This is a genomic window from Enterobacter cloacae complex sp. FDA-CDC-AR_0164 (assembly GCF_003071645.1).
In the GTDB taxonomy this organism is placed as follows: Bacteria; Pseudomonadota; Gammaproteobacteria; order Enterobacterales; family Enterobacteriaceae; genus Enterobacter; species Enterobacter ludwigii.
In genome coordinates, this window is sequence record NZ_CP028950.1 from 3,134,988 (window position 1) to 3,149,495 (window position 14,508).

12 protein-coding genes are annotated in these 14,508 nt (G+C 42.2%); all 12 read left to right on the plus strand.

What is annotated here, in order from left to right:
- Positions 1 to 11 precede the first annotated feature (11 nt).
- Positions 12 to 1,403 (plus strand): colanic acid biosynthesis protein WcaM, encoded by a 1,392-nt coding sequence (wcaM, locus tag AM410_RS15320; RefSeq protein ID WP_025203690.1) that lies wholly within the window; start codon positions 12 to 14, stop codon positions 1,401 to 1,403.
- Positions 1,404 to 1,580: 177 nt separating this feature from the next.
- A complete protein-coding gene (gene galF / locus AM410_RS15325) occupies positions 1,581 to 2,477 on the plus strand; it encodes a GalU regulator GalF (protein WP_020883269.1) in 897 nt (298 codons plus the stop codon).
- A gap of 351 nt (positions 2,478 to 2,828) precedes the next feature.
- Complete coding sequence (gene rfbB / locus AM410_RS15330; RefSeq protein ID WP_073396117.1) at positions 2,829 to 3,914, plus strand: dTDP-glucose 4,6-dehydratase; 1,086 nt, start codon at positions 2,829 to 2,831, stop codon at positions 3,912 to 3,914.
- Positions 3,914 to 4,813, plus strand: coding sequence for a dTDP-4-dehydrorhamnose reductase (gene rfbD / locus AM410_RS15335; RefSeq protein ID WP_014170806.1), 900 nt, complete (start codon positions 3,914 to 3,916; stop codon positions 4,811 to 4,813). The genes rfbB and rfbD overlap by 1 nt, the downstream gene beginning before the upstream one ends.
- A gap of 51 nt (positions 4,814 to 4,864) precedes the next feature.
- Positions 4,865 to 5,743 (plus strand): glucose-1-phosphate thymidylyltransferase RfbA, encoded by an 879-nt coding sequence (gene rfbA / locus AM410_RS15340; protein WP_014170805.1) that lies wholly within the window; start codon positions 4,865 to 4,867, stop codon positions 5,741 to 5,743.
- 3 nt (positions 5,744 to 5,746) lie between these two features.
- Positions 5,747 to 6,283: a dTDP-4-dehydrorhamnose 3,5-epimerase gene (gene rfbC / locus AM410_RS15345; protein WP_073396114.1), complete on the plus strand. Its 537-nt coding sequence runs from the start codon at positions 5,747 to 5,749 to the stop codon at positions 6,281 to 6,283.
- Between the two features lie 58 nt (positions 6,284 to 6,341).
- On the plus strand, positions 6,342 to 7,583 hold the full coding sequence (locus tag AM410_RS15350) for an oligosaccharide flippase family protein (protein ID WP_073396113.1): 1,242 nt from the start codon (positions 6,342 to 6,344) through the stop codon (positions 7,581 to 7,583).
- Positions 7,580 to 8,461 (plus strand): glycosyltransferase family 2 protein, encoded by an 882-nt coding sequence (locus tag AM410_RS15355; RefSeq protein ID WP_159082267.1) that lies wholly within the window; start codon positions 7,580 to 7,582, stop codon positions 8,459 to 8,461. The genes AM410_RS15350 and AM410_RS15355 overlap by 4 nt, the downstream gene beginning before the upstream one ends.
- 9 nt (positions 8,462 to 8,470) lie before the next feature.
- On the plus strand, positions 8,471 to 9,586 hold the full coding sequence (locus tag AM410_RS15360) for a glycosyltransferase family 4 protein (RefSeq protein WP_073396110.1): 1,116 nt from the start codon (positions 8,471 to 8,473) through the stop codon (positions 9,584 to 9,586).
- Positions 9,587 to 9,670: 84 nt separating this feature from the next.
- Positions 9,671 to 11,587, plus strand: coding sequence for an acyltransferase family protein (locus AM410_RS15365; RefSeq protein WP_073396108.1), 1,917 nt, complete (start codon positions 9,671 to 9,673; stop codon positions 11,585 to 11,587).
- Between the two features lie 4 nt (positions 11,588 to 11,591).
- A complete protein-coding gene (locus tag AM410_RS15370; RefSeq protein ID WP_073396107.1) occupies positions 11,592 to 12,755 on the plus strand; it encodes an EpsG family protein in 1,164 nt (387 codons plus the stop codon).
- A 146-nt stretch (positions 12,756 to 12,901) separates the two neighbouring features.
- Positions 12,902 to 14,308 carry an NADP-dependent phosphogluconate dehydrogenase gene (gndA, locus tag AM410_RS15375; protein WP_073396105.1) on the plus strand — a complete coding sequence of 469 codons (1,407 nt, stop codon included), beginning with the start codon at positions 12,902 to 12,904 and terminating at the stop codon, positions 14,306 to 14,308.
- Positions 14,309 to 14,508 lie beyond the last annotated feature (200 nt).

Sequence of the window (14,508 nt, forward strand, 5' to 3'; positions counted from 1 at the left end):
GCCGAGGTTGTATGCTGAAAAAGATTACCCGACGCACCTTTGTCTCTTCTTTATCCGTCCTGGCGGCTACGCCGCTGCTGTCGTCCCGCATTGCGCGGGCGGCAACCGGAAAGACGGTCTCTGTTAACCAGTACAATAACAACGACTGGATCGCCGCCTTTAAGCAGGCGTTTAACGAAGGCGACACCGTTGTTGTCCCTGCCGGGCTCACCTGTAAAAACATCAATACGGGCATTTTCATTCCTGACGGTAAAACGCTGCTGATCCGCGGTGCGTTAACGGGCAATGGTCGCGGACGCTTCGTGCTGCAGGAAGGCAGTAAAGTGATTGGTGAAGGTGACGGCCGCACGGAGAACATTACGCTGGACATTCGCGGTTCAGACTGTGTGATTAAAGGGCTGGCAATGAGCGGCTTTGGACCGGTGACGCAGATCTACATTGGCGGCAAAAAGCCGCGCGTCATGCGCAACCTGCTGATTGATAACATCAGCGTAAGCCAGGCGAACTACGCCATCCTGCGCCAGGGATTCCATAATCAGATAGATGGCGCGCGCATCACTAACAGTAAATTCAGCCATCTCCAGGGCGACGCGATTGAGTGGAACGTCGCCATTAATGACCGTAACATCCTGATCTCCGATCATGTGATTGACAACATTAACTGTACGAACGGCAAGATCAACTGGGGCATCGGCATTGGTCTCGCCGGCAGCACCTACGACAACGATTATCCGGAAAAGCAAACCGTGAAGAACTTCGTGGTGGCAAATATCACCGGCAGCAACTGTCGTCAGTTAGTCCACGTCGAAAACGGTAAGCACTTTATTATTCGCAATATTAAGGCCAAGAATATCACTCCTGACTTCAGCAAGAAGGCGGGAATAGACAACGCCACGGTAGCCATTTATGGCTGTGATAATTTCATTATTGATAATGTCGATATGGTCAATAGTGCCGGCATGCTGATCGGCTACGGTGTAATAAAGGGCGACTATCTCTCGATACCTCAGAACTTTAAGCTGAACGACATTCGCCTGGATAATCGCCAGCTTGCGTACAAACTGCGCGGAATACAAATTTCCTCCGGCAACGCCACCTCCTTTGTGGCCATCACCAACGTTGAGATGCAGCGGGCTACGCTTGAGTTGCACAACAAACCGCAGCACCTCTTCTTGCGTAATATCAACGTGATGCAGGAAGCTGCCGTCGGCCCGGCGCTGAAGATGAATTTCGACCTGCGTAAGGATGTCCGAGGCAAGTTTATGGCTAAAGATGAGACCTTACTGTCGCTGGCGAACATCAAGGCTGTGAATGAGAAAGGGCAGAGCTCCGTGGATATTGACCGCGTGGACCAGCAGGTGGTGAATACGGAGCGGCTGAATTTTGCGCTCCCGCACAGATAATCGACAATTGTCTTTTTTTGCGACTATTCCTGGCACAGAAACGCGATCTATTCAGATTACAACTACTGTTTTTTGTGATGTGGTCCCCTAACATCATATAAGAATCACGGCAAATCATGCTGGCGAAAACAGGTTAAAGAGCTATAATTCGTCAACCATTTTAAGGTGGAAGAAATAATGATTAATTTGAAAGCAGTCATTCCGGTAGCAGGCTTGGGCATGCATATGTTGCCAGCCACAAAAGCCATTCCTAAAGAGATGCTGCCGATTGTCGACAAACCGATGATTCAATACATTGTCGATGAAATTGTTGCTGCAGGGATCAAAGAAATCGTCCTGGTTACGCACTCCTCCAAGAATGCGGTAGAAAACCACTTCGACACCTCTTACGAACTCGAAGCGTTGCTTGAGCAGCGCGTAAAACGCCAGCTGCTGGCTGAAGTGCAGTCTATCTGTCCTCCTGGCGTAACCATCATGAACGTGCGTCAGGCGCAGCCGCTGGGTCTGGGCCACTCCATTCTTTGCGCACGCCCGGTCGTGGGTGACAACCCGTTCATCGTTGTACTGCCGGATATCATTATCGACAGCGCATCTGCCGATCCGCTGCGTTACAACCTTGCGGCAATGGTGGCGCGCTTCAACGAAACGGGCCGTAGCCAGGTACTTGCTAAGCGCATGAAAGGCGATCTCTCCGAGTACTCTGTTATCCAGACTAAAGAAGCGCTGGAAACGGAAGGGCAGGTGAGCCGTATCGTTGAGTTTATCGAGAAACCGGATCAGCCGCAGACGCTGGATTCTGACCTGATGGCCGTCGGCCGTTATGTTCTCAACGCGGATATCTGGGCCGAGCTGGAAAAAACCGAGCCGGGTGCCTGGGACCGTATCCAGTTGACCGATGCGATTGCTGAACTGGCTAAGAAGCAGTCTGTTGATGCGATGCTGATGACCGGTGACAGCTACGACTGCGGTAAGAAACTGGGCTATATGCAGGCATTTGTGAAGTATGGCCTGCGTAACCTGAAGGAAGGTCAGAAGTTCAGAAGCCGGATTGAGAAGTTGCTGGCTAACGACTGATTCCTCTCTGACTTTTGAATAAGCGGCAGTTATCATTTGGCTATGTAAAACATAACCAAAATGGTGACTGCCGTTTTTTGTTATTAATTATAATGATAACATGGGGTTATCTGATTCAAATGTGGACTGATTTGTAACGATTTGTGCTTGTTTCTAAGACCATTTAGGATGACAATTAACGCCAGTTTTTTGTCTGTTATCAGACTCCCAAATCCTTTATTCAACATTCGCTCAGTGCACTGGTAGCTGTTAAGCCAGGGGCGGTAGCGTGCAAAATTTCTGAATCCACAGTTATATGGCTGGTTTCAGGGCATCAATATCTCGACATATTCAATAGACGGAACAGATAACGTGAAAATTCTTGTGACGGGTGGAGCAGGTTTTATCGGCTCAGCGGTGGTACGACATATTATCAAAAATACCCAGGATGACGTCGTCAATGTGGATAAGCTCACCTATGCTGGTAACCTTGAGTCGCTTACTGACGTTTGCGATAGCGGTCGATATGTCTTTGAGCGTGCGGACATTTGTGACAAAGCTGCTATGGACCGTATCTTCGCTGAGCATAAACCGGATGCCGTAATGCACTTGGCGGCAGAAAGCCACGTTGATCGCTCCATCACAGGTCCGGCTGCATTTATTGAAACCAATATCGTTGGCACTTATGTCTTGCTCGAGGCGGCTCGCGCGTATTGGTCAACACTGGATGATACCGCGAAGAAAGCGTTCCGTTTCCATCATATATCTACGGACGAAGTGTACGGTGATTTACCGCACCCTGACGAGCATCCAGCCTCAATCGATTTGCCGATGTTCACTGAAACCACCGCCTATGCGCCAAGTAGCCCTTATTCTGCCTCAAAAGCTTCCAGCGACCATCTGGTTCGCGCATGGCTGCGCACTTACGGTTTCCCAACAATCGTGACCAACTGCTCAAATAATTATGGCCCGTATCACTTTCCTGAGAAGCTGATCCCGCTGGTGATTTTGAATGCTCTGGACGGTAAAGCGCTGCCTATTTACGGTAAAGGCGACCAGATCCGTGACTGGCTGTATGTTGAAGATCATGCGCGTGCGCTGTACACCGTCGTAACCCAGGGTAAAACGGGTGAGACATACAACATCGGCGGGCATAACGAAAAGCAAAATCTGGACGTGGTCCACACCATTTGCGATCTGCTGGATGAAATCGTGCCGAAAGAAGGTTCCTATCGCGATCAGATTACTTACGTCGCTGACCGCCCCGGGCATGACCGCCGCTACGCGATTGATGCGCATAAAATTGGCGTTGAGCTGGGATGGAAGCCTGAAGAGACCTTCGAAAGCGGTATCCGTAAGACCGTGGAATGGTATCTGAGCAACAAGGACTGGGTTAACAACGTTAAAAGCGGTGCTTACAAGACCTGGATCGAACAGAATTACGGAGAACGTCAATAATGAACATTCTTCTGTTCGGCAAGACAGGACAAGTGGGCTGGGAGCTACAGCGCGCACTCGCACCGTTAGGGAACGTGATTGCACTTGACGTGCATTCCAAAGAATACTGCGGGGATTTTAGCAATCCGGAAGGCATCGCTGAAACCGTCCGCACCATCAGACCTGACGTCATCGTCAACGCAGCGGCGCATACCGCAGTCGATAAAGCTGAATCAGAGCAGGAATTCGCTCAGTTGCTCAACGCAACCAGCGTCGAGGCAATTGCGAAAGAAGCGGCTAAAATCGGTGCCTGGGTTGTTCACTATTCTACTGATTACGTCTTTCCAGGCGATGGCGAAACGCCATGGCGCGAAACGGATGCGACCGCACCTCTTAATGTGTATGGACAGACCAAGCTCGACGGTGAAAAAGCGCTCCAGGCACATTGCGCTAAATACCTGATTTTCCGCACAAGTTGGGTTTACGCCGGCAAAGGCAATAACTTTGCAAAAACAATGCTTCGCCTGGCGAAAGCGCGTAAAGAACTCTCCGTAATCAATGATCAGGTTGGTGCGCCAACAGGCGCTGAGTTACTGGCTGACTGTACCGCGCATGCTATCCGTGTGGCCATGGTAAAACCTGAAGTGGCTGGCCTCTATCATCTCGTTGCATCAGACACGACCACCTGGTATGACTATGCCGCGTTAGTCTTCGATGAAGCCAGAAAGGCGGGGATTGAACTGGAAATTGAAAAGCTCAATGCCGTTCCTACCACCGCGTATCCTACGCCTGCGCGTCGTCCTCAGAATTCGCGTTTAAATACAGAGAAATTCCAGCGCAACTTTGGCCTGGTTTTACCGGCATGGGATGTTGGCGTTAAGCGAATGCTCGCCGAGCTTTTTTCCGCTGAATCAATCTAACATTAAATAATTGCCCGGCTTCGGGCAATTTGCATTTATAGAGAAATTACAATGGCTACGCGTAAAGGTATTATTCTTGCTGGTGGATCCGGCACTCGTCTCTACCCAGTTACTATGGCAGTGAGCAAGCAATTGCTGCCAATTTATGACAAACCAATGATTTACTATCCGCTGTCAACACTGATGCTGGCGGGGATCAAAGATATTCTCATCATCAGTACGCCGCAGGATACTCCGCGCTTTGAACAACTTCTGGGCGACGGCAGCCAGTGGGGATTAAACCTTCAGTATAAAGTTCAGCCAAGCCCTGATGGACTTGCACAGGCCTTTATTATTGGCGAAGAGTTCATTGGTGACGATAGCTGCGCGCTGGTGCTGGGCGATAACATTTTCTATGGCCATGATCTGCCGAAGCAGCTTGAAGCTGCGTTGAATAAAGATGATGGTGCAACTGTATTTGCCTATCACGTTAACGACCCTGAACGCTATGGCGTTGTGGAGTTTGATAAAAACGGTACGGCAATCAGCCTGGAAGAAAAGCCGCTGGAGCCTAAGAGTAACTATGCCGTTACGGGCCTTTACTTCTACGATAACGACGTTGTAGAAATGGCTAAAAACCTGAAACCTTCTGCGCGCGGTGAGCTTGAAATTACGGATATCAACCGTATTTATCTTGAGCAGGGACGTCTGTCAGTTGCCATGATGGGACGTGGTTATGCCTGGCTGGATACCGGTACGCACCAGAGCCTGATTGAAGCAAGTAACTTCATCGCAACAATTGAAGAGCGTCAGGGGCTGAAGGTCTCCTGTCCGGAAGAGATTGCGTATCGCAAAGGGTTTATTGATGCGGAGCAGGTAAAGAAGCTGGCTGAGCCGTTGAAGAAAAATGCATATGGCCAATACCTGCTGAAGATGATTAAAGGTTACTAAGACATGAACGTAATTAAAACTGATATACCAGATGTATTAATTTTTGAACCAAAAGTATTTGGTGACGATCGTGGTTTTTTCTTTGAAAGTTTCAGTCAGAAAGTTTTTGAAGAGGCGGTAGGACGTAAAGTTGAGTTTGTGCAGGATAATCATTCAAAATCCTGCAAAGGAGTTCTGCGTGGTTTGCATTATCAACTGGAACCCTATGCACAGGGCAAACTGGTGCGCTGTGTTGCAGGGGAAGTATTTGATGTCGCGGTTGATATTCGTAAGAGTTCATCTACATTTGGTAAATGGGTTGGAGTAAGCCTTTCAGCAGACAATAAACGCCAGTTGTGGATACCAGAAGGCTTTGCACATGGCTTTCTGGTTATAAGTGAAACAGCCGAATTCGTTTATAAGACTACAAATTACTATCATCCAGAAAGCGACAGAGGTCTCATTTGGAATGATCCCGAGCTAAAAATATCCTGGCCATTAGAAGATGAACCGCAGCTTTCAGCGAAAGATCTAAATCAACCAAAATTCAACACTCTCTGAGTTGAACTAAGCCCTACTTGTAAAATAGATAGGGCTTGGTATATACCCATATAACTATATGCATAAATTTATTAGAGATGTCCCTGTAAAATCTATTTTACACCTTTTTTTAGTAAGAGGAAGTATTTACCTCTTTCCCTTTATTACACTTCCGGTTATAACAAGAAGTCTGGGTGTTACACAGTTCGGTATCTTATCTATATTCCTTGCAGCCCAACAATATCTTGTTATGCTTGTTGAATATGGGTTTACATTAACCGGCGCTAGAGATATATCAAGATCGTTAGAAAAAAAAGAAGATAACATTATTCTTTGTGAAATTCTGGTTTGCAGGCTTTTAATATTCATTTTCTGTTCGGTACTTGTGGTTGCGACTTATTTTATATTAATAGATTATGGATTCGCTGGCTGCTATATAATTCTACTATTTACTGTATTAAGCTCAGTTTGTAATCAGACACATTTCTTTATTGGGAAAGAAAAGACTGGTTTTATAGTTATATCTACTTCTATCACACGCGTTGTTTCAATATTAATAGTTGTTCTCTTTGTAAGAAATAAGGATGATATATATATTGCAATGCTTGCCTATTCTATAAATGTGGCATTGCCAAATATAATATCGACTTTTTACCTGCATTATTATCTTAAATATCAAACCGTTAGTAAAGTATTAGTTAGAAACATACTATTAAGATTTCGAAGCGGATTTGATATTTTTATATCCAATGTGTTTACCAATATATATAGTTCTTTAACATTAATATATCTTGGCTCGGTGAAAGGTCCTACTGAAACAGGTTATTATTCCAGCGCTGATAAGTTAAAATCCGCTGCTCAAGGGATCTTATCTCCAATAGCACAAGCATTTTTCCCAAGGATTTCAAAAAAAGAAGGGAAGGAATTTTATGATCTATGGAGGAAATCAACATTTATTCTTGTAAGTTTTTCGGTTGTGATTGTTATAGGGCTAATGTTATTTAGCAAAGTAGTGTATGCAATTTTCTTGGGTAAACAGTTTATTGCGGGACTGCCTATATATTATATTTTATCCTTTAGTATTATATCAATATCTTTTGGAATTGCGTATGCCCAAAATTTGTATTTAACGCAAGGGAAAACCAAACTTCTTAGAACTATATATTTCGTTGTTTCCATTCTTCATTTATTACATATGCCATTGCTTGTTCACTTTTATGGGGCCATTGGTGCGGCTCTTTCTGTCTTAATAACCGAATCATTAGCCTCACTATTTATGTTTTGTTTCAGGAAAAAATGTTTCTCAGGGAGTCAAAATTGAATATTTATGCATTGATAGTAACATTTAATCCCGATCTAGACTCTTTTGGGAATAATATAGCTGCGATCGCCAAACAAGTTGAAAAAGTTATTGTTGTTGATAATAGTAATGATGCGAATTGCCAGCTCGATTTGAAAAGTTTCCTTGAAGGAGTAAACGATGTAATTCTCATTCAGCCTAATGAAAATTTAGGCATAGCATATGCGCAAAATATCGGATTTGTATATGCTATGAAAAATAAAGCTGATTACATCATCACTTTTGATCAGGACTCATCAGTTGAGGATGGTTTAATTGATGCGTTATATAGTGAATATCAGAGAATCAAAGAACAAAGTGACATAAAAATTGCATGTATTGGTCCATCTGTTATTAATGAAAGGGATAATACAAGATATGAAAAATACTTCCGGAATAGTATTGCAATAACTGACACAGTATTTAGTGTTAAATCAATCATATCATCTGGTACCTTGTATAATATTGATGTGTTCGCCGCAATTGGCTTTAATAAAGCCGAATGGTTTATTGACTCGATTGATATCGAGTGGTGTTATAGAGCCAGATATCTTGGATATCATGTTTTGATGACAACAACCGTCGCAATGCGTCATAACTTAGGTGCCAAGGATTTGAAGCTTCCGATTGGGAAATCGATCAATATAGGATCGCCTTTCAGACTCTATTATGTATATCGCAACTGGATCTTCTCTTTACGTGAGCCACATTTCGAAATAAGTTACAAAATTAAATTATTAATTATGATGCCGCTGAAATTCTTTATTTTCTCGAATGTATCCCCCCGCAAGACTAGGATGGGGTTTATGCTTCGTGGAATAAAAGATGGCATCATGAAAAAACATTCTTTCTTGAAATAAGTTGCTCAAATGAAAATATCTATTACGGCGAATACAAGTTGGTATATTTATAACTTCCGCCGCAACACTATTCGTACACTTATTAGCGCTGGCCATGAGGTAATTGCTGTATCTCCTGATTCAGATTATAAAGATAAATTGGAATCGCTGGGTTGTAAGTATTTTCAAATTAAAATGCAAAGATGGGGGAAAAATCCATTTGTTGATTTGCTAACATTTTATGATTTCTATAAAATTTTCAAAAAAGAAGGGGTTAATCTCACCCTCAACTTTACTCCCAAAAATAATATATATGCAACTTTTGCTGCATCCCTTTTAAATATTAAAGTTATTAATAATATTGCAGGGTTAGGGGTTATCTTTATTCAAAAGAATATATTCTCGAAACTTGTTGCATTTCTATATAAAACTAGTCAAAAAAAAGCTGACTTTATATTTTTTCAAAACGATGAAGATAAAAAATTGTTTCTTGATCTCCATATTGTTACTGAAAAACAATGTGACCGTTTACCTGGATCCGGTGTAGATTTATCTCGTTTTGAATATACACCATTTGAAGCAAAAAAAAATATCCGGTTCTTGCTCGTAGCACGTTTAATTGCTGAGAAAGGGATACGTCTCTATGCTGATGCTGCCAAAGAATTGAGAGAAAAATATCCGCATACTGAATTTTGTCTTCTTGGTCCATTGGATGAGAGCAGCGCATCAGCCATCAAGTCGCAAGAATTAGATGAATGGCAGAAAAGGGGTATTGTTAATTATCTTGGATTTACTGACTACGTTGAAGATGAATTAAAAAAAGCGGATTGTATTGTTCTGCCTTCTTACTATAGAGAAGGTGTACCTAAATCTCTATTGGAAGCTGCAGCGATTGGTCGTCCTATTATCACCACAAATAATATTGGTTGCCGTGAAGTAGTTGACGATGGTATCAACGGCTATTTATGCGAACCTCGATCGGTAAGCAGTCTTGTTGAATGCCTTGAAAAATTTTTACAGTCTTCTGGTTCCGATAAAGAAAAAATGAGTCGAAATAGTCGCGATAAAGTTCAACGAGATTTCGATGAAAGAGTGGTAATCAGTAAATATATTAATGTTATTGAATATATCTCGAGATCTGATTAATTGCTTTGCCGTTTATCTTCAAATGGTAAACTTTTACTATCCTTGGGCTATAACAATATCAATTCCAGTTATTAGGGGTTTGCATTGAAATTCCGTAAAGATATTAATGGGTTGAGGGCATTTGCAGTCCTTGCAGTTATGATTTATCACTTTAAACCTGAGTGGGTTCCTGGTGGATTTGCTGGTGTTGATGTTTTTTTTGTTATATCCGGTTATCTGATGACAGGAATAATTTCCACTGCTATTGAGTCAAAATGCTTTAATTTAATTGGTTTTTATGTTGCCAGAGTAAATCGTATCATTCCGGCATTAACTCTCGTATGTCTTGCATTACTTATTGTCGGATGGTTTGTATTAGTACCTGTTGATTATCGTACACTTGGAAAACATGTCACGAGTAGTCTATTCTTTATATCTAATATCATTTACTGGTTAGAATCAGGTTATTTTGATCTAAATTCTCACGAGAAATTCTTGCTTCACACTTGGTCTCTATCAGTTGAATGGCAATTTTATCTTATTTATCCATTCCTTTTTATTGGCTTACACAAACTGTTCAATCTCAATACTATAAAGAAAATCATTGTGGGGTTGACAGTCGTTTTTTTTCTGTTGAATGTATATATGACGCAACACTGGCCGGATGCTGCATATTTTTTATTACCATCTCGAGTTTGGGAAATGTTACTAGGGGGCATCGCGTTTCTTTATCCTTTAAAGTTAGACAGCCAATATAAAAATTATATAGAGAAAACAGGTCTGGCTTTAGTAATAATTTCATTCTTTGTCATTAACAGTCATACTGCTTGGCCTGGTTACTTCGCGTTGTTACCTGTACTCGGTGCATTTTTCATAATTTGGGGGGATCAGGGTAACAGTATTGCAACAGGTAATCCATTATCCCAATTTTTGGGGAAAATCTCTTACTCAGTGTATCTCTGGCATTGGCCATTAGTAGCTTTTAGCTATTATTACGACATCACTAATGCTTGGATTGTCGGTATTCCATTGTCTATTATATTTGGGTATATTAGTTATCGTTATGTTGAGTTAATTAAATGGAATAAAATTATCCAATGGAAATTGATATTTAAGGTCAAGCCATTAATTTTGGCTATAATTGTTGTTGCTTGCGCATCGTTCACTTATGCAAAAAATGGTGTGCTTAGTCGTTATTCTGAGGACCGGATCGTACTCATGAATAACCTTTCGCAATACATAACTATGCCTCTACGAGAAAACGGCTATTGTTTTTATTCATTTAATGATTCCCAGTCGCTCAAAGTTGATCGTCGCGCTGGAACTCAATGTTATCTTGGTGATGCTAATAAAAAAGCTGAGACTCTCATCTTTGGCGATTCATTTGCTGGTCAATTTGATCCATTGTGGAAAAATTTTGCACAAAAATATAATATAAATCTGCAGTCAGTTTCTACAAACTGGTGTTTCCCATCATTCAATGATGATTATACAGGTAGTAAAGCCCATGCTGCATTTAAGCAATGCTTAGAAAATAGAAGGTTTCTTAAAGACGCAATTCAAAACAAAAAATATAAATATCTTATATTAGCATCCGATTGGAATGCCATTTATCAACAAGGTTATATCAATGACGTGAAGTCGGTTATAGATTTTGCATTGACAAATAATATCAAGATTATAATGATTTCTGCGCCAGTTTTATATCGAAAAAACCCACTAAATAAATTTCAGAGATATATACTTGACGGTGGAGATTTGAATATAAATGATTTGAAATTGCCGGAGCATGGAAATAACTATGTTCGGCAATATTTAATTGATGATCCAAATATCTTTTATATTAATCAAGATGATATGTTCAATTCAAATGGATTGTTTGTAAAAGATGGTTATTTAGTTCCTTATAGCCTCGATGGTATGCATATTTCACTTGTAGGCGCTACTGAAGCATATAAGCATTTTAGTCAGAGTAAAGATTACTCACTACTTGTAAAATATATGCATTTAACTAAGGATTGATGGAATGATTGCCATGCCTTGGATTGTTATAGTTATTTGTTTTACATTTTGCACTGTAATTTGCTTACTTAATCAAGCCTATTCAAAAATTCTTTCTTTTGCTTTAACGTTGATGTTTACTCTTTTTGCTACTCTTTATTATTTTAATGGTGTAGATTGGCTGAATTATTATTACGTTTTTGACTATTTCCAAAAACAATTTGATATTAGATATGATTTATTGTTTAACACTTACTTATTTGGCATGGCAAATGTAACAGACATTTTTCAGATAGCTATTTTTATTTTTTATTTTTTTTGTTTCTACTTATTATATAGGTTGACTTTATCTAGTGTTATTGTTCTTAACGGACCAGCCTTTATCACTTGTGTCGTTATGCTAGGCGGATTATCTCTAGTTTTGGATCAGATAAGACAGTTTGCAGCAATTACGATTAGTTTTTTTGCCTGTAATAGTTTAATGCGAGATAATCGGCGGGGGTTTTATAAGTATCTTATTATTGCTGTACTATTTCACTACTCTGCAATCTTTGTATTATTGTTTAGATTTTTTTATAGAATGAGAAAGGCTCAGATCGTATTTGCAGGTGGTGCTATTATAGGTATATTTGTTTTTTTGGGCGGCGTTGTGCTTTTAAATCTGGGCCTAGTCGCAAATATTCCTGTGGTAGGTCCAGAACTTTATAGAAAAGCTACCCTTTACACACGAGATATCAATTCATTTAAGGCAGAAATTGGTTTCGGCGCATTTGTGGATGTTTTAATTATTAGCTATTATTTGGCCAAGAGGAATATGGTCGATGCCTATCTGGATAGAATGTGGTCCTTAGCATTCATTTGTTCCTGTTTCCACCTTGGTTTCTACTTTATGCCAGCATTTTCGCGATTTAACTATTTTGCTTTTATTCCTCTGGCTTATATCTTCAGTCACGCACTTACAACCCAAAGGAATAAAATGGGATTTATACCGGTTGTAGTGATAGTTAGTGCAGTCTCTATGATGATAATTATTGTAACAGCAAAAACATTCTCTGATCCAAACAGACCTTCCTGGAACGAGTATTCTGTAGATGCGGCTTTCTACAATACTAATGAATTAGATCAGTTACGAAGCAATCGTTGCGCAATGCTTCAAATCGACGCGAGTGATTTTTGTGCAGCATATTAATCACTTTTACAATAATTGCTTTAATTTGTAACATTCAGATTGAACACGAGTTTTTATTGTACCTTTAGATATCATCCTGAGTTAATATCATTAAAACATTCAAGCCGCGCATAAGTCGCAGCGACCACACCTGACAGGAGTATGTAATGTCCAAGCAACAGATCGGCGTTGTCGGTATGGCAGTGATGGGGCGCAACCTGGCGCTCAACATCGAAAGCCGTGGTTATACCGTCTCCGTTTTCAACCGCTCCCGTGATAAGACTGAAGAAGTGATTGCCGAGAATCCAGGCAAGAAACTGGTTCCTTTTTATACGGTGAAAGAGTTTGTTGAGTCTCTGGAAACGCCCCGTCGTATCCTGTTAATGGTTAAAGCGGGTGCAGGTACTGATGCTGCTATCGACTCTCTGAAACCTTTCCTCGAAAAAGGCGACATCATCATTGATGGCGGTAACACCTTCTTCCAGGACACCATTCGTCGCAACCGTGAACTGTCTGCTGAAGGCTTCAACTTCATCGGTACCGGTGTTTCCGGTGGTGAAGAGGGCGCACTGAAAGGCCCATCTATCATGCCTGGTGGTCAGAAAGAAGCCTATGAGTTGGTTGCGCCAATCCTGACCAAAATCGCTGCGGTTGCGGAAGACGGCGAGCCGTGTGTGACCTATATTGGTCCAGACGGTGCGGGCCATTATGTGAAGATGGTTCACAACGGCATCGAATACGGCGACATGCAACTCATCGCAGAAGCTTACTCTCTTCTGAAAGGCGGCCTGAACCTCTCTAACGAAGAGATGGCTGAAACCTTTACCGAGTGGAACAAAGGTGAGCTGAACAGCTACCTGATTGACATCACCAAAGATATCTTCACCAAGAAAGATGAAGAGGGTAAATACCTGGTTGATGTGATTCTGGACGAAGCTGCGAACAAAGGTACCGGTAAATGGACCAGCCAGAGCTCTCTGGATCTGGGTGAACCGCTGTCTCTGATCACCGAATCCGTATTTGCGCGTTACATTTCTTCCCTGAAAGAGCAGCGTGTTGCGGCATCCAAAGTGCTGTCTGGCCCACAGGCTAAACCCGCCGGTGACAAAGCTGAATTCGTCGAGAAAGTTCGCCGTGCTCTGTACCTGGGTAAAATCGTCTCCTACGCGCAGGGCTTCTCTCAGCTTCGTGCCGCTTCAGACGAAAACAACTGGGATCTGAACTACGGCGAAATCGCGAAGATCTTCCGTGCGGGTTGCATTATTCGCGCTCAGTTCCTGCAGAAAATTACTGATGCGTACGCTGGAAATGCCGGTATCGCGAATCTGCTGCTGGCACCGTACTTCAAGAAAATCGCGGACGAATACCAGCAGGCGCTGCGTGACGTGGTTGCTTACGCTGTGCAGAACGGTATCCCTGTACCGACCTTCTCCGCTGCGGTGGCGTACTATGACAGCTACCGTGCTGCCGTGCTGCCAGCGAACCTGATTCAGGCGCAGCGTGATTACTTCGGTGCGCATACCTATAAACGTACCGATAAAGAAGGTGTGTTCCATACCGAATGGCTGGATTAATCTGATTTAACTCAGCCTGATAATTAAGCCCGGTGATGCTCACCGGGCTTTTTTTATCACGAATAAGCCCATCTGGACTTGCTTTGTCCAGCGAGCGTCTTTCAACGCCGTATAAACCACTGCATTTTCACATTTTCGCAGCCAGGCTTTCGCCTTGACAGCCGCTCAACTTAAGAGGTAAAAACCTCAACAGTTGTTTA